Origin of the sequence: Catenulispora acidiphila DSM 44928 (genome assembly GCF_000024025.1) — a bacterium.
GTDB lineage: Bacteria > Actinomycetota > Actinomycetes > Streptomycetales > Catenulisporaceae > Catenulispora > Catenulispora acidiphila.
Genome location: NC_013131.1, coordinates 9,901,652 through 9,918,105, shown reverse-complemented (window position 1 = coordinate 9,918,105; position 16,454 = coordinate 9,901,652). Strand labels below are relative to the sequence as shown.

Genomic DNA, 16,454 nt, shown 5'->3' with positions numbered 1-16,454 from the left:
ACCACGAGTCCTTGCGAAAGATCGTGCCCCTGCCGGTCGGCCCGGAGAGTTGATCGCTGATGGGATGTCGTGCCCGCCCGAGTTGGGCGTGAGCACTGGTTCATTAGGTCGCTGATAGTTCTCCGGCGGGCTGCCGAAGTGATGGGTCGGACGAGGGAGGGGCTGTGCGGCTGTTCATCGGCGACGACTGGGCCGAGGACCACCACGACGTGGAGCTGATGGACGAGCGCGGCAAGCGCCTGGTCAAGGCCCGGATTCCGGAGGGCGTGGCCGGGATCGCCAAACTGCACGAGCTGGTCGGCAAGGCACTCGGCGAGGCAGCCGAGGACGACACCGAAGTGGTGGTCGGCATCGAGACCGACCGCGGCCCGTGGGTCGGCGCGCTGATCGCCGCCGGGTACACGGTGCTGGCGGTGAACCCGCTGGTTGCGGCCCGCTACCGGGAACGCCGCGCGGTATCTGGGGCCAAGAGCGACGCCGGCGACGCGCACATGCTGGCCGACATGGTCCGCACCGACGGTCACCAGCTGCGTCCGGTCGCAGGCGATTCGGATCTGGCCGAGGCGATCAAGGTGGTGACCCGGGCCCACAAGACCCTGATCTGGGAACGCACCCGGCACACCCAGCGGCTGCGGCACGTCCTGCGTGACTACTTCCCCGCCGCCTTGGCCGCTTTCGAGGACCTGGACGCCCCCGAGTCGCTGGAGCTGCTGGCCAAAGCGCCCGACCCGGCCTCGGCCGCCCGGCTGTCGAAGTCGCAGATTGCCGCCGCGCTCAAACGCGCCCGGCGCCGCGACGTGCAGGCCAAGGCCGAGTGGATCCAGGCCGCACTGCGCGCCCAGCACCTCGGGCAGCCACCGGCGGTGACCGCGGCCTACGCCGCCTCCGTGCGGGCCCTGACCGCCGTCCTGGCCGTGGTCGACGCCCAAGCCCACGCCCTCCAGCAGGAGGTCGCGGCCCATTTTGGGCAGCACCCGGCCGCTAGGATCATCGTCTCCCAGCCCGGTCTGGGACCGATCATCGGCGCCCGGGTGCTCGCAGAGTTCGGCGACGACCCCGACCGCTACGTCGATGCCAAGGCCCGCAAGAACTACGCCGCCACCAGCCCGATCACCCGAGCCTCCGGCAAGAAACGCGTCGTGGCCGCCCGCTACGTGCACAACGACCGGCTCATCGATGCCCTGATGTTCCAAGCGTCCAAAGCCATCGTCTCCTCGCCCGGCGCCCGCGCCTACTACGACAAGCAGCGCGAACGCGGCGCCGGCTACAACGCCGCGCTGCGCCAGGTCGCCAACCGGCTCGTCGGCATCCTGCACGGCTGCCTCAAGCACGGCACCCTCTACGACGAGGCCACCGCCTGGGCAAACCAGGCCAAAACTGTGGCTGCTTGACACATTCATTTCAGGGATGTCTTGGCTCCACAAGTATGAAAAATGGGCGCCTCTGACTCATCCGTGGGTTGTGGGTGTGTCGGGAAATGGGTGCACGCCGTCTCTGACCTACTGTTTTGGACTGCTGAAGGTTCAAAACGGAGGGTTCGGAGTGCGGCGTGCGAAACAAGAGCTTATGGGATGCGTTGCTCGGTTTGGCGGATGCTGTGATCGAGTCCGTGGATGTCGATGAGACCTCGGGGCAGATCGTGGTCCAGGTCCGGATCAAAGCGGCGGCTTCCCGGCGGTGCGGGCGCTGTCTGCGTCGCTGCCCGCGGTATGACCAGGGTACGAGCCGGCGGCGGTGGCGGCACATGGATGCCGGGGTGTTGATGGTGTGGATCGTGGCCGAGGCGCCCCGGGTGTCCTGCCGCGATTGTGGTGTGGTGACCTGCCACATTCCGTGGGCGCGGGCCGGGGCCGGACACACCGCCGACTTCGATCATCACATCGCGTGGCTGGCAACTAACGCCTCCAAAACCACGGTGGCCACTTTGGCACGGATCGCCTGGCGCACGGTGGGGGCGATCATCACCCGGGTGTGGGCCGACATCGAGGCCTGCACCGACCGGTTCGCGAACCTGTCCCGGATCGGCATCGATGAGATCTCCTACAAGAAGGGCCAGCGCTACCTCACCATGGTGGTGGACCACGACACTGGGCGGCTGTTGTGGGCCGGGGTCGGCCGGGACACCGAGACGGTGGATGAGTTCTTCGATGCCTTGGGTCCTGAACGCTGCGTGGCGATCACGCACGTGTCCGCCGACGCCGCCCCATGGATCGCCAAATCGGTCCGCACCCACTGCCCCGGCGCGATCCGCTGCGCCGATGCCTTCCATGTGGTGGCCTGGGCCACCAAAGCCCTAGACACGGTGCGCCGCCAGGCCTGGAACACAGCCGCCGGCCGCGCCCGCGACACCAACCGCACCGGCCGCAACTCCACCGGTGCAGCCCGCGTCTTGAAAGGCGCCCGCTGGGCCTTGTGGAAGAACCCTGAAGACCTCACCACGAGTCAACACCACAAACTCACCTGGATCGCCAAAACCGACCCGGCCCTGTGGCGCGCCTACCTGCTCAAAGAAGGACTACGCCACGTCTTCAAAATCAAAGGCGCCGCCGGCAAAACCGCCCTGGACCGATGGCTGTCCTGGGCAGTGCGCTGCCGCATCCCTGCGTTCGTGGAGCTGGCCTCCACCATCAAACGCAACCGCACCGAGATCGACAACGCCCTCGACCACAACCTATCCAACGCATTGATCGAATCCATAAACACCAAAATCCGACGCATCACCCGCACCGCCTACGGCTTCACCAACCCCGAAGCCCTCATCGCCCTCGCCCTGCTCGCCCACAGCGGCCACCGACCCCAACTACCCGGCCGAACAACCCACGGATAAGTCAGGGGCGCCGAAAAATGGCCCGTCGCGGCGAACCGCGACGGGCCTTGTCGTTGGCTTGGAGCGCGGGTCAGGGCCGGTTTCTGGACGCTCTGAGCCTGCGCGGCCTTCCCCACTGGCTATCACTGTCGCCCACCGGATACGACTCGCCGTGTGCGAAATCCGTGCGAGCGGTAAGGCGCGGCCTCAGAGGTCAGGGTCCGACTCGCCGAGTGCGGCTTCGATCCGCTGGTTCGCGAGGATCTCCTGACTGAAGACGTACTTGATGTACGTCCGTAGCGCTATCTTGATAGTGAGGCCAGGCGCGTTGTGCGACCTCCGTCGGCGGTCTGCCGGATGCACCGCAGTCTCAGTCGAGCACCGGAGCGTGCCGTCCGTGTTCGCCTTTGGAGGCCTGGGTCTACGTGTCATACAGACAGAGGGCTGGGCTGTGCGAGACGATGAAGCGTGACGGTTTTGGATGGTGACGCTGCCGAGCCCAGGAACCCCGTACCCGCCAAACAGGGAGGACTGTTCGACGGTTTCGAGGGATACCGCACGCCAACTGACGCCGACTATCAAGCGGTTCTCGCGAGCGGGTTGGTGGTCCCGGACGCGAATGTTCTCCTCAACCTCTACCGTTACACGGAGGAGGCTCGGGAGGACCTCCTCTCTGTTCTTACGAAACTTGGCGACCGACTGTGGGTTCCGCACCAAGTCCTCGTGGAGTTCTGGCGAAACCGCGAGTCAGCGCTCAGCGACCCTGAGACCAGTGCAGCCAATACGGCCGGTGAGCTAGCAAAACTCCGCGTGCAAGCGCTCGGTGCGATTCGGAACTGGGGCCATCGTGTGGCGCTGCCAGCTGAGGAGCTTTCGAAGCTTTGCGATGATCTTAGCGAGAGCTTCGACGTTGCTGAAGGAGCCATCAAAGGTTTGGCCAGTGCGGGTTCACGGGGGCGTTGGAATACAAATGACGATCCGGTGATCCTAAAGCTGACTACTCTTCTAGACGGTCGCGTTGGTGTAGCCCTTAACGGCGAGGAGTACGAGCGAGCCGTCAAGGAAGGACTGCAGCGTGTTAAGGATCGTCGGCCTCCCGGATATATGGATAAGGCGAAAGACGGCGACAACGCGGCTGGCGATTACCTTGTGTGGGAACAGGTTTTGATCGAAGCCGGTCGTCAGGGCTCTGACGTGTTGTTCGTGACAGGGGACGTCAAGGAGGACTGGTGGCGGCGCGACCGCGGGCAAACAAGGGGCCCACGCCTGGAGCTTGTACAAGAGCTTCTGGTTCGGGGTGGTGGACACCTGTACATGATGCAGCCAAGCCGTCTTCTTGAAATTGCCGGTCTCTCGCTTGACGTCGAGGTTCGCGAGGGCTCGATTGAAGACGTCGAGCGAGTTAACCGGCTGCACGCTGAGGACCTCGATTTTGGAGGATGGTCCACAGACGCGCTTCAGGAGCTTTTTTACCACCTTGAGGACGAAGGCTACGGGGAACGTGTATCTGTCATCCGGTGGGCGGCTGAGAATGACGGCATTGCGAGTCGAGAAGCTGTCTACGGCCTTGGGGGTTACGCCGAGGAACGTCAACTCAAGGGCTTCACTCGTCCGGTTAGCCGAATCGCGAAGGAGTTTCGCCGTCTCGGAATCATCTCGCCGAACGCGGTGGACATCCTGGAGACGGTCTATGATCCGGCATTTAGCTACGTCCAAGCGGCAGGGTTCCGAGTTCACCCATCGGTAGTACCGCTGATTTTGCAGCTTTCAGAGGAGGTGGCCGAGGCGGATCAAGAGGAGGGCTAGATGTCGGGGTCCGGCTCGCCCAGCGCCTCCTCAATCCTGTGGTTCGCCAGGTCCTCCTGCCCGACGACGCACTTGGCGTACGTTCGGAAGAGCATCTCGATGGTGTGGCTGGCGCGCTTGGCGACCTCCGCCGGTGGTACGCCGCTGTTTACTGAGGTTTAAGGGTTGATGTCGTCATGGTGGTGTCGGCGTGAGTGCGAGCCGGGTTTCGGTCAGTGGCGTCGCGTAGCAGGTCGCGGTAGTCGGTCCAGGCGAAGCTCTTGCGGCCGTCGGTGCGTCGGTCTGGGGCCGGGGGGGTAGATCAGCCTGGATCGCTCACCGGGTTTGTAGCAGGTCAGTGCTGCCACTGACAGGCGCCGTCGAGAGCGGCCGGGCATGTGCACGACCGGTGTCTGGCCGCGGCGGGACCAGGTGCGGGCGGTCGGCGTCATGGAGAACCCGGCTTCGTCCTCGAAGACCGGCCAGGCGTCCAGCGCCGCCCGGGTGTTTCCACCTGCGGCCATGTGTCCTTCACCCAGCCGGCGATCCCGGCCTCGTCACAGTTCCACGGTCCGGCGCGCAGGCACCTGGTGCGACCAGCCATTGCGCACCAGCAGGTAGTACATGCCCTGGACGGTATAGGACTTGTGGAACCGGCGCCCGATCACCGTCTTGATTCGGCTCAGGGTCCAGGTCTGGTCCAGCCAGCAGTGCGCGACCGGGCCGCGTTCCAGATCGGCCTCCAGCACCGCGAACTGCTCGGCGGACAGTTGCGGATAGTTCGGTGGGCCCTTGGAGGCCAGTGCCGCCAGGCCGCCGTGCACCCAGGCGGCCCGCCAGCGTTGGACGGAGCGCATGTGCACTCGCAGCGCCTTTGAGATCACCGCGTTGTCGTCCCAGCGGCGAACCGCTCGCCAGCCTCCATCCGGAGCTGCTCCCGCACCGCTCGACGCTCGGCGGTCAACCCGCCACCTTGCGCATACCTCACACAAAACACGTACCGCCGAACCGAGGAGCTGTCAGCACTCGACGACACCACCCTTTAAAGCTCAGTAATCACCTTCAGACACGTCCAACGACTGAGTTAGCGACTCTAAGCGCGGCGATCTGCCTCTGTATCAGGGCACCGACACACATATTTTCCAGCGTAGCCTCGCGGCTACGCACGGGGAGCTCAGTAACCAAGACAGGTCACTCAAAATGGTCTACACCATAGGGGATCGCCCGGTAGATCAGGCGCGTGCGGTACAGGCCGGACCGCGATCATCTCGGCAGGTTGACCCGGCCCGGGCCTTTGCCCGACGCCAGGAAACGTCAACCCTTTCCTTAGTAGCCCTTCCTGCTGAACGACATGAAGGGCTACCACTGCGTAACGCGGCGCTCCTACAAACCAGCACCCAACATTTCCGCTACCGCATCCCCGATCACCTTCCCCAAGAGCGGAGGAACAGCATTCCCAATCTGCTTGGCAACGGCGTTACGGTTAGTGCCGGCGAACCGAAAGTTATCGTCGAATGACTGAATGCGTGCGCCTTCACGCGGGGTCAGGGCTCGATCGAGATTCGGATGGATACACTTGTTCGATGCGGGGTGAACGAAGTTGACGGTTATCGTTGGCGCTGCTTCGTCAGCTTCGAGGCGCGAGTAGCAACTCGAAAATCCGCTGGTAATCAAATGCTTCGGGATGTACGAGATATTTGGTCCCGAGTGCTTGATAATCTCCATCATCTTGTCACTGTGGCGAGTAGCGCAATGCCAAGTAAGTTCCGCTACGTCACCTCTGCGTTCGCGCTGATAATCGGTACGCGCAGGTCGGTCGTAGCGTTCAGCAGCTTCTCCACTTCCAATCGGTGGCAGGTCATCAATGGCATCTCGAACAGTCAGAGCTGCTGGCAGTTCGCTACTGCTATCGCTGAAGAGATCTGGTTGGCTGGGGCGCAATAGCCGAGCTGGGTCCTGATGCCCAATCGTCCTGAAGTTGCCATGGTGCGTCGGCCTCGGCCATCTGAGCTTGACACCCTGCTGGGCGCCAAGAAGAATAAGTCGCTCGCGTTTTTGCGGTACGCCAAAGTGTGCCGCATTCAAGATCCTCCAGTCGGTTGTATATCCAAGCTGCGAAAACGACTCCTGAATCGCATCAAGGTCAACCCCCCTTTGATGAGTCGCTAGTCCGACCACGTTTTCAAACACGAAAACACGGGGACGCCAGTATCCTACATACGCAGCGAACTCCTCAAACAAAGTGTTGCGTGGATCGTCGTAGTTTGTCGAGCGATTGGGTCGGATCGACGAAAACCCTTGGCATGGTGGCCCGCCGATGATCACATCAACCTCATCGCGCGCCAGGTTGAGCTTTTCCGCAATTTCCGATCGTCTAACTTTGCGGATATCGCCCGAAAGGGCCAGCGCAGCCTCATGATTTAGCTGGAAGGTCGCCACGGACAGAGGCAGGATGTCGATCCCGTAAACGACCTCAAAGGATCCCGTCTTCTCAAAGCCCTTTGAGAAGCCGCCGGTTCCACAGAACAGATCCATGACCTTCAAACTCGTCATCACGCTTGCCTCCGTATGGGTCGATCCGGTGGAGACTATCGTCTCGTGGCGAGATGCTACACGATCGCCTACCGTCACCATGGTGGATCCGAGCAGCCAGCAAGATCAAGATGCGGCCACGGCGCGAGCTGTGGCTCGCGCCGTGGCCGAACTGCGCCGAGCCGAAGGGCTAACCCTCGATGACTTGGCTGATCGAGCAGGCCTTCATCGGACATCCATTGGGCTCATCGAACGCGGCGAACGGCTTTTGTCATTGACCTCGGCGGCTATGATTGCAAGCGCGTTCGGGATGCGGCTCTCGGACTTGATTGCGTATGCAGAACGCGAGGAGACGCTGACCAATCCCACGGGAGATAGGCAGACACCCTCGGGCGCAGTCGTCATTCATCAGCGGACGCCGAAACGGATGGTTAGCCTGTCGCACGCCAGCAATGATGCGGTATTCAGGAAACTGACCGGGATGGGCGTCGATGCAGTCCTGTCCGCTGTCGAATCTACATATGAAACTATGGATCTGATAGACGATGAGCTGATTGCGAAAGATTCACCTCCGATGTCTCGACTGGTCGAACTCGCAAACCTGTCGTCGATGATTGGAAACTTGCTGGGGGCGGGATTGGCCAGCGCGTCTGCCGGAGCATACATGCGTAACCGCCCTCACGCCTTTCCTGATCTTGTCCCACTGCGTGATGGGCTTCCAGATCTTGAGCTAAAGACCGCGCTCGAGGCGAATCGCCCTAAAGGTCATCTACCAAAAGCTGGCACATACATTACGTTTCGCTACGTCCTTGCGGATCGTGACGGCAGGTATCGGCGCGGAAAGGAATCAAGGGGTGATACGGCATGGATTTGGGAGGTTCGAGCCGGATCGCTGGGCGAGGAAGATTTCGCCGTCAGCAGTACCGCAGGCGACAGCGGCAAGACTGCTCAGATAAGAAACGATTCGCTTCTCGGGATGATGCGAATCTATTATGTTCCCGAGCTTCTGCCATATGCGTCGCGAATCGGACCCTACGGCGAGGTCCCCAAGGATTCGCTCTGGTAACGCGGCATAATCGACACTTCGCCGATCGTCATTCTGGAGAGCCTGTCCGCACTGTTGCGGACTCAGTCACCAAGAAACGCTAACGCTACCGTTCTCACCCATGGGAAGCTGGCAGGTTCGTGGGCATCAAGCGATGCAGCGCGTGCAATCATGCGTTTGAATCGGAGTCGCGATACCCGACCCGAACTTGCCCTTCGTCGCGCTGTATTCGCCCGTGGACTGCGCTACCGTGTCGCATACGAGCCACTCAAGGGGGTCCGGCGTTCGGCCGACATCGCCTTCACCAAGGTGAAGGTCGCGGTCTTCCTCGACGGCTGCTTCTGGCGCGGCTGCCCCACGCATTACACCACGCCTAAGGCGAACGCGGAGTTCTGGGCCAAGAAGGTCAAAGGCAACCAGGCGCGTGACCGGGAGACGGATGCCCTGTTCGCAGACGCCGGTTGGGTCGTCATCCGAGTGTGGGAGCATGAAGACGTCATGGAGACCGTCGATCGCATTATCGAGACTGTAACAGAACGTCGGGCTCTCATGGCCAACAGCTACTGAGCTTTAAAGGGTGGTGTCGTCGAGTGCTGACAGCTCCTCGGTTCGGCGGTACGTGTTTTGTGTGAGGTATGCGCAAGGTGGCGGGTTGACCGCCGAGCGTCGAGCGGTGCGGGAGCAGCTCCGGATGGAGGCTGGCGAGCGGTTCGCCGCTGGGACGACAACGCGGTGATCGCAAAGGCGCTGCGAGTGCACATGCGCTCCGTCCAACGCTGGCGGGCCGCCTGGGTGCACGGCGGCCTGGCGGCACTGGCCTCCAAGGGCCCACCGAACTATCCGCAACTGTCCGCCGAGCAGTTCGCGGTGCTGGAGGCCGATCTGGAACGCGGCCCGGTCGCGCACTGCTGGCTGGACCAGACCTGGACCCTGAGCCGAATCAAGACGGTGATCGGGCGCCGGTTCCACAAGTCCTATACCGTCCAGGGCATGTACTACCTGCTGGTGCGCAATGGCTGGTCGCACCAGGTGCCTGCGCGCCGGACCGTGGAACTGTGACGAGGCCGGGATCGCCGGCTGGGTGAAGGACACATGGCCGCAGGTGGAAACACCCGGGCGGCGCTGGACGCCTGGCCGGTCTTCGAGGACGAAGCCGGGTTCTCCATGACGCCGACCGCCCGCACCTGGTCCCGCCGCGGCCAGACACCGGTCGTGCACATGCCCGGCCGCTCTCGACGGCGCCTGTCAGTGGCAGCACTGACCTGCTACAAACCCGGTGAGCGATCCAGGCTGATCTACCCCCCCGGCCCCAGACCGACGCACCGACGGCCGCAAGAGCTTCGCCTGGACCGACTACCGCGACCTGCTACGCGACGCCACTGACCGAAACCCGGCTCGCACTCACGCCGACACCACCATGACGACATCAACCCTTAAACCTCAGTAGTCGACAGGCAATGGCGTCGTCCAAGCGAGTTGGCGCGTCAGCTCCTCGTTGGTGAGCGTTGGTGGCTGGCCGGATGGGGGACGGCCGGCGCTTAGTGCTGCGCTGGCGGCGATGTTGTGCTCGACGCGGGGGCGGCGGAGGCGGTCGAAGTTGGTGAGGGCGGTTGTGGTGGTTGGGGTGTCGCGGAGGGCCTTGGCGAGGATGACTGCGTCCTCTAGGGCCATGGAGGCGCCTTGGCCGGTGGCGGGGGAGGCGGCGTGGGCGGCGTCGCCGATGAGCACTGCGCGCGGGGTGTGCCAGCGCATGCCCGGGGGCAGGTCGACGGCGTTGGTCACCATGAGTTGGTCGGGGGTGGCTTCGACGATGTCTGCGGCGGGGGTCGTGTCGGGGCGCAGGAGTGGGGCGAGGTAGTCGCGCCATGCGGCGGGGGTGGTCGTGGCGATTTCGTCGGGTGACGCGGGGGGACTGGAGACGCGGGCGAACCAGAAGATCTCGCCGGAAGGTGAGCACGCGTAGCCGAAGGCTGTCTTGCTGCCGCGGATCATGGTGATCGAGTCAGGGTGCTGGGATGCTGCGGTGTTGGCAATGGTGGTGGCTTCGGTGGTGTAGCCGTAGAACACTCGCTGGCCGGCGTAGTGCGGTTGCGCTGGGCTGATCAGGGAGCGGGTGGTCGAGTTCAGGCCGTCGGCGCCGAGGAGGAGGTCGCCGGTGGCGGTCTGTCCGTTGGCGAACGTCGCGGTGATGCTCGCCGCGTCCTCTGTCAGGGAGCTGAGTCGTGCGCCGCGGGTGATCGGGATGCCTCGGCGCCGTACCTCCTGCTGGAGTGCCGCGGCTAGGTCCGCGCGGCGTAGGCAGCGGTAGCGGGTCAGGGGGTCGTCGGGTTCGCCGAGTGGGGCGTTGGTGAGTTCGGTGCCGGTGGCGTCGATCAGGCGGAGGCGGGTCAGGGGGAAGCCGCGGTGGGCGACGGGTTCGGCGGCGGCGAGTTCGCCGAGGGCGCGCATTCCGTTGCTGGCCAAGGTGAGGAAGGCGCCGAGGTCCTCGCCGTGGTCGGGGTGGGCCTCGTGGATCGCGGGTGCGAAGCCTGCTTGGTGCAGGGCCAGGGCGGCGGCCGTGCCGGCGATGCCGCCGCCGATGATCAGGACGCGCACTCGTTCTTCCTCCGGTTGATCGTGACGAGGGGCATGAACAGGTCGTCGACGATCTCGATGACGCGCTCCGGGGCGATCGGCTTGTAGGTCATCAGCATTTCGTGCCGGATGAGGTCGAACGGCATCGACAGGACCGCCGGAGGGATGGCGTCCAGGTCGATCTCGCCTCGGTCCTGGGCGCGGGCGAGGAGCTGCTCTGACCAGCGGGAGGCGTTGGACATCACGCGTTCGCGGAGTTCGGCGGGGGTCATGCCGGTGCTGTCCCGCAGGCCGGCGAAGGTGGCGCTGATGATGGCGGCGAAGCTGACGCGGGAGACGCTGACGCCGGTGAGGAAGGCGACCATGTCGTCGCGGAGGTTGCCGGTGTCGGGGACCGCGACGGGATGGGTCGTGCCGTAGTGCCGGATCGCGGCCAGGATCATGTCGTCCTTGTTGGGCCAGCGGCGGTAGAGGACGGCGACACCGGTTTTCGCCCGGGTGGCGATCGACTCCATGGTCAGTTTGGTGAAGCCGGTCTCCACGAGTTCCTGCCACGCGGCTTCCAGGAGGGCGGCTTCCAGCTCTTCGCCGTGGCGCCGTTGCCGGGGATGGTGCGCCTGGTCGGTCACGGGTCTCAGCTTAGCGGCCCGGGGAAGTTAAGAGAGGATTTCATTTCTTATCGGACAGCCTACTGAGGCAGGCGTCTCTTCGGTGGAGCGAGCCATGCCACTGATACCAGCGGCGAAGCCAGAAACGGCCCCGCCGCGGATGCGACGGGGCCGAGTGGTGCGCGGGTCTGGTCTACGGGAACGGGATGGTGACCCAGTAGACCGGGGCGGCCGTCGTTCCCGAGTTGCAGGCGACGGCCGGGGTGGCGCCGTTGTCGAGGCCGCGGGACCCGCTGAGGGTGCAGACGAGTTCGGCGGCGTGGCCGCCGGCGGTGACGACGTCGACGAAGAGCGTGTCGTGCTGGATGGCCTCGGAGACGTCGACGACGTTGTCGGCGGCGGTGCCCGGGTAGTTGGCGAGCGTGGACAGCGGCTGGGCCGCGCCGCGAGTGCCGCTGCCGTTGACCAGGCGGTAGTTCAGGACGTTGTTGAAGAGGGTGACCTGCTCGGCGGCCGACTCGCTGTGGAAGACGAGGTCGATGTCCGGGGCGGCGGGACCGGTGGCGCCGGTGGTTCCGGTGGCTCCGGTGGCGCCAGTCGCGCCGGTTGCCCCGGTTGCCCCGGTCGCCCCGGTCGCGCCGGTCGCGCCGGTCGCCCCGGTGGCTCCCGTAGCGCCGGTTGCCCCGGTAGCGCCGGTGGCTCCCGTTGCTCCCGTTGCGCCGGTTGCCCCGGTCGGCCCGGTAGCGCCCGTGGCGCCGGTCGCTCCAGTGGCTCCGGTCGCTCCGGTCGCGCCGGTCGCGCCGGTTGCCCCGGTCGCGCCGGTAGCGCCCGTGGCGCCGGTCGCTCCAGTGGCTCCGGTCGCGCCCGTTGCGCCGGTTGCCCCGGTAGCGCCCGTCGCCCCGGTTGCCCCGGTGGCGCCAGTAGCACCGGTCGCGCCCGTGGCGCCCGTCGGGCCCGTCGGCCCGGTCGCGCCGCCGCCGGGACCCGTCGGGCCCGTGGCTCCGGTGTCGCCCTTCATCCCCATGGGTCCCACCGGCCCGCGCGGGCCGGTCGGACCCGGCTTGCCGACGCACTCGCACTTCTCGTGCGGCTTGTGGTGGCACACCTTGTGCGCCATCGGGTGGTGCGCGTGCGGGTGCGTCGCGTGGTGCCGCGGGACGAAGACGTGCGCCGGCGGGCGCGGGGGGAGCGGCATGCCGTCCGCCTTCGGGGCGAACGCGTGCGGGACCGCGTGCTGAGCCGCCGCGTGGTGCACCGCGTGCGGCATCGTGTGCTGGACCGCGGCCTGGTGCAGCGGGGGGTGCACGGCGGCGCTGAGCGTCGTGGTGTCCGCGATCCGCGTGACCTTCGCCGCCGGCGGCGCCGAGAAGGCGGCGACGCTGAGCGGTACGGTGCGCGCGGCGGCCTCGGTGCGGGTGTGGTGGTCGTGTGCCGTGCCGGGGCGAACGCCGACGACGGTCAGCGTGGCACCGGCGAGCACCGTCAAGCCGGTGGTCACCATGACGCACTTCTGGAGGGCCCCCACGGACTTCTGAGAGTCTTGCGACATGCTGGAATTAACCCTTTCGGTAATGAAGGTGCAGGCACGAGCGGCCTCAGCCGCTCATTTCCCGAAATTGGAATCCGCCGAAACGGTATCGGCGGATTCTCACTCACTCGGCCGATATGTCGAGGTCAGAGCAGACTTGAAGTGGCCTGGCAGAGCCCTGTCGGCAGGTGTCGCGCACCCGCCACGAACCGTTCATTCGTCATATGAGCGACGGGATTCCTTGAGGCGCTGTCGGGACATCTCGCGATTGGCGACCGTCTGCTCCCGGTGCAGATCCGGGAGATCCGGCATCGCGAGCAGCTTGTCGCAGGCACGCACCGATCCGATGAAGTCGTCGACCCAGTACGCGCTGATGGACAGCTCGAACAACAACCCCCACCGGTACACCCACGGACGGACGAACAAGACGTCATCCGGTTGCGGCTCCCCGATTCCGGCGTTGGCGAACGCGTAAGCAGCCTGATACTGACCCCGCAGCCGCAGGCGCGACGTCAGCTCGTACAACGCCTCGAGCCGCTGCGGCCGGTACTCCCAAGCCTCGATCAGCGTCTCCATCGCCGCCGCCCAAGCGCCGGCGTCCGCGGTCAGCTCACCGATCTGGAGCAGCGAGAAATACACCTCTTCGGCCCAGCCGCCCAACGCCACTCGCCGCCGGTACAAGCCGATGGCCGCCTCGCGCTCGCCGAGATCGCGCCGCGTCTGAGCCAGGTAGAACACCGTGCGCGCGTTGCGCGGGTCGCGTTCCAGGTCCGCGGACAGCAGGCGCGCGTCGCGCTCGAACTTGTCGGCGCGCGAGCCGCCGTCCGCGAAGTGGTCGACCAGCAGCGCGTCGAGGTGGAGTTCGCGGTCGGGGCGGTCGGTGGTGAGGTATTCGTGCGTGGAGCCGACGTAGCGCCAGGGCAGGTCGCCGCGGACCAGCCGCTTGTTGCGGTACTCCAGGTCCCCGCTGTGGCGGATCATGTAGGAGTCCGCGCTCAGCTCCGGCAGCTCGCCCTCCTGGCGCAGGACCATGTCCGCGTCGATGAGCAGCAGGTAGTCGGCCTTGCCGCGAGCGTGCTCCAGGTTGAGCGAGCGGTTGTGGCCGAAGTCCTGCCAAGGGTCCTCGTGCAACTCGCCGGGGACGTCCGCCATCGCCGCGCGGATCAGGTCCTGCGTGCCGTCGGTCGAGCCGGTGTCGGAGATGACCCAGTAGTCGACGAGCCCGCGCAGCGAGGCGAGACAGCGTTCGATGACCGCCGACTCGTTCTTCACGATCATGCACACGCAGATCGACGCCCGCCGCGTGACCCGCAGCGCCGCCGCGTTGGCGGCGCGGTCCTGGTCGTCGCGGGTCGCCGACTCGTCCACACCATCGGGCCGCGGGCCCGGCAGGATCGTCGGCAGCTGGGCAGGCGAGGGCTTGCTCACAGCGGCGTCCCTTCTCGCGGGCGGTATGTCCGTTATGTACGCATACCGTAATGCCCCGCAACCCGGACTATGCGCAGGAGGGGAGCTGCCCGCGTCATGGGGCGTGTCGCGATGTCAGGAGCGGAACGACGCCCACAGCGCGTCGAGCGCGAGGTCCTGCGCCGGTTCGTCCGGCGTCGCGCAGCGGTAGTCCTGCCCTCTGATCCAGAGCAGCAGAGCGTCTTCCGGCGCCACGCCGTGCACCCGGACGTAGTACTCGACGCCGTCGCTCCACACCCACGTCCCGTCGGTCCGGAACGAGGCGCCGACGACCGTGCCGCGCGCCGGATCGAGCTTGTCCTGACCCAGCGCTGTCGTCAGCAGGATCGGGGCGCCGGCGGCCAGGAACGCGGCGACGCGCTCGCGTTCGGCGTCCTCCAGCCGGGGACCCGCCGCGCCGTTATCCACAGAAACCCGTGCGATGTGGATGGGCTCAGGCATCGGCGTTCTCGGCTCCTCGTTCCATCCGCCGCAGGTGTCCCAGCAGGTCCGGGTGCGGCGCGAGCTGGTATTCGGCCAGATAGTAGGCGGCTGAGGCGCGCCAGATCCATTCGCCGTCGGTGCGGTGGTCCTGCGGGACGACGCGGCCGCGTCCCGGATCGATCACGTCCTCGGCCGCGATGTCGCTGCGCACCACGACGTCACCGGCGATCATGCGCGCCGCCAGCCGGTCGCATTCGGCGGTGTCGGGCAGGCGGACGTGGTCGTCGGCGAAGCGCGGCACGCCGTCGGCGTCGGCGAAGTCGTAGACACCGGTCGTCCGGATGCCGCCGGTGTGCGGCGACTCCTCCAGCGTGGCGATCCACAGCGGATCGGCGACCCGCAGCGCCTCTAGGTGGAAGTCCGGCAGCGGTTCGCCGGTCCAGAACACCTCGACGTGCGCGGGACCGGCCGAAGCCTGCGCCAGGTGGGCGTCGAAGGCGACGTCCCAGGCGGCCAGCCCGGGCTCGACCTCGATCAGGAACACCGGCACGGCCGCGATCCCGCTGCCGCGCCAAGCCCGCCACACCTGCACCACGCCGGGCTGCGCGGCCATCATCATCACCACGGTCGGCGCGGCGTCCAAGCCGTCGTCCGGCGCCGGGCCGAGGTCGAATCCGGTCACCGGCTCCGGGGCATCGCCGACCGGAATCCGGTCCAGCGCCGACAGATCCAGCTCCGGTTCTTCGATCTGGCGCGGGATCTCGCGCAGCAGCGCGACCTCGGACGGGCTCAGCGCCAGACCGGACTCGGCGAGGACCGCGCAGAGATCGACGGCGAACTTCGCCAACTCGCCTTCAGCGAGCGCGCGCCGCAGCGCGGCCAGCGGCTCGACGGACAGATCCGGCGCCAGCCGCAGCAGCAGGCGGTGCAGCCGGGTCATCGTGCCCCAGACTTCGCTCTCCCACTGGAACCACTCGCTCACCCGCGCGGCGCGCTGCCGGTCGATCGCCGCGCCGAACAACGACGGTCCGCGCGTCGGCAGGTCAGGACGCGTCCACAGCGGCAGGGAGGCGGCCAGGGCAGCCTGCTGATATCCCGTCGGCGTCTCGTCGGACCAGTACGCCTCGACCCGCGGCGCCTGCACGCCTCGCGCCTGGAGCGCACGCTGCGCCTCGGCCGCCAGCTGCCACACCTCGGCGTCGGTTCCGGCCTCGATCAGATAGACGCGGTGGGTTTCCTCGCCGTCCGCCGACCTCGTCGAGCGGTGGATCGCAGCCGTCTTCGGGCTGCGGAACACGGCTGCCACGACGGCGCGATCGGTGTCGTCGACAGGCGGTCCGGGCTCGAAGGAAGGGAGCGTCGGCGCAGCGGCGTCCAGGGACACCCGAAGCTCAGGCGGGAGGCCGGAGCGGCGACCCGGAGCGGCCGGCAGCGCGGCAAGGGTCTCGGCCTGCTTCGGCGTCACACTCACGCCGAGCGTGATCGCGGAGGTGACGAGTACTTCGGCGATGCCGACGACGTCCTCGCGGCCGAGCCAGTCCCGCACCTGCGCGACCAGCGGGTCGGGCAGCTGCGCGGAGAGGTCGGCGACCAGGCGGTGGACGGTCGACAGCGTCCGCCGGCGGTCGGCGGCGGTGTCCTGCACGCCGTCGTCCGCACCGTCCGCGGGTCCCTGCTCAGTCATGG

At 66.3% G+C, this 16,454-nt stretch carries 12 protein-coding genes and 2 pseudogenes; 6 read left to right on the top strand and 8 right to left on the bottom strand.

What is annotated here, in order from left to right; all coding sequences use genetic code 11:
• The first annotated feature begins 164 nt into the window (after positions 1 to 164).
• The 3 genes from CACI_RS42210 to CACI_RS50760 all read left to right on the top strand — a co-directional run bounded on the left by CACI_RS42210 (position 165) and on the right by CACI_RS50760 (position 4,612).
• Complete coding sequence (locus CACI_RS42210; RefSeq protein WP_015797089.1) at positions 165 to 1,391, top strand: IS110 family RNA-guided transposase; 1,227 nt, start codon at positions 165 to 167, stop codon at positions 1,389 to 1,391.
• A 158-nt stretch (positions 1,392 to 1,549) separates the two neighbouring features.
• Positions 1,550 to 2,827, top strand: a complete 1,278-nt coding sequence (locus tag CACI_RS42205) for an ISL3 family transposase (protein ID WP_015797088.1) — start codon at positions 1,550 to 1,552, stop codon at positions 2,825 to 2,827.
• A gap of 447 nt (positions 2,828 to 3,274) precedes the next feature.
• Complete coding sequence (locus tag CACI_RS50760) at positions 3,275 to 4,612, top strand: PIN-like domain-containing protein (protein ID WP_015797087.1); 1,338 nt, start codon at positions 3,275 to 3,277, stop codon at positions 4,610 to 4,612.
• A gap of 226 nt (positions 4,613 to 4,838) precedes the next feature.
• Here CACI_RS50760 and CACI_RS54610 read toward each other — a convergent pair.
• Both CACI_RS54610 and CACI_RS48780 read right to left on the bottom strand, forming a co-directional pair.
• A pseudogene (locus CACI_RS54610) lies at positions 4,839 to 5,579 on the bottom strand (winged helix-turn-helix domain-containing protein); the annotation flags it as partial.
• 395 nt (positions 5,580 to 5,974) lie between these two features.
• Positions 5,975 to 7,144 carry a DNA cytosine methyltransferase gene (locus CACI_RS48780; RefSeq protein ID WP_015797086.1) on the bottom strand — a complete coding sequence of 390 codons (1,170 nt, stop codon included), beginning with the start codon at positions 7,142 to 7,144 and terminating at the stop codon, positions 5,975 to 5,977.
• Between CACI_RS48780 and CACI_RS48775 the strand changes: the two genes are divergently transcribed.
• The 3 genes and pseudogenes from CACI_RS48775 to CACI_RS54605 form a co-directional block, all read left to right on the top strand.
• Entirely contained in the window at positions 7,125 to 8,189 is a 1,065-nt protein-coding gene (locus CACI_RS48775) for a helix-turn-helix transcriptional regulator (RefSeq protein WP_085953896.1), read from the top strand. The two genes, CACI_RS48780 and CACI_RS48775, sit on opposite strands and share 20 nt — an antisense overlap.
• A gap of 54 nt (positions 8,190 to 8,243) precedes the next feature.
• Positions 8,244 to 8,735 (top strand): very short patch repair endonuclease, encoded by a 492-nt coding sequence (locus tag CACI_RS42190; RefSeq protein ID WP_263053458.1) that lies wholly within the window; start codon positions 8,244 to 8,246, stop codon positions 8,733 to 8,735.
• Positions 8,736 to 8,796: 61 nt separating this feature from the next.
• A pseudogene (locus CACI_RS54605) lies at positions 8,797 to 9,537 on the top strand (winged helix-turn-helix domain-containing protein); the annotation flags it as partial.
• A gap of 71 nt (positions 9,538 to 9,608) precedes the next feature.
• Here the strand turns inward: CACI_RS54605 and CACI_RS42180 are convergent.
• From CACI_RS42180 to CACI_RS42155, 6 genes are all read right to left on the bottom strand, one after another.
• Positions 9,609 to 10,763, bottom strand: coding sequence for an FAD-dependent oxidoreductase (locus CACI_RS42180; RefSeq protein WP_015797083.1), 1,155 nt, complete (start codon positions 10,761 to 10,763; stop codon positions 9,609 to 9,611).
• Positions 10,751 to 11,371: a TetR/AcrR family transcriptional regulator gene (locus tag CACI_RS42175; protein ID WP_015797082.1), complete on the bottom strand. Its 621-nt coding sequence runs from the start codon at positions 11,369 to 11,371 to the stop codon at positions 10,751 to 10,753. Before CACI_RS42175 ends, CACI_RS42180 begins: the two co-directional genes overlap by 13 nt.
• Positions 11,372 to 11,543: 172 nt before the next feature.
• Entirely contained in the window at positions 11,544 to 12,899 is a 1,356-nt protein-coding gene (locus tag CACI_RS53990) for a collagen-like triple helix repeat-containing protein (protein WP_015797081.1), read from the bottom strand.
• Between the two features lie 192 nt (positions 12,900 to 13,091).
• Complete coding sequence (locus CACI_RS42165) at positions 13,092 to 14,306, bottom strand: glycosyltransferase (protein ID WP_015797080.1); 1,215 nt, start codon at positions 14,304 to 14,306, stop codon at positions 13,092 to 13,094.
• A 114-nt stretch (positions 14,307 to 14,420) separates the two neighbouring features.
• Positions 14,421 to 14,786 (bottom strand): hypothetical protein, encoded by a 366-nt coding sequence (locus tag CACI_RS42160; protein ID WP_015797079.1) that lies wholly within the window; start codon positions 14,784 to 14,786, stop codon positions 14,421 to 14,423.
• Positions 14,779 to 16,452, bottom strand: coding sequence for a hypothetical protein (locus tag CACI_RS42155; protein ID WP_015797078.1), 1,674 nt, complete (start codon positions 16,450 to 16,452; stop codon positions 14,779 to 14,781). Before CACI_RS42155 ends, CACI_RS42160 begins: the two co-directional genes overlap by 8 nt.
• Positions 16,453 to 16,454 lie beyond the last annotated feature (2 nt).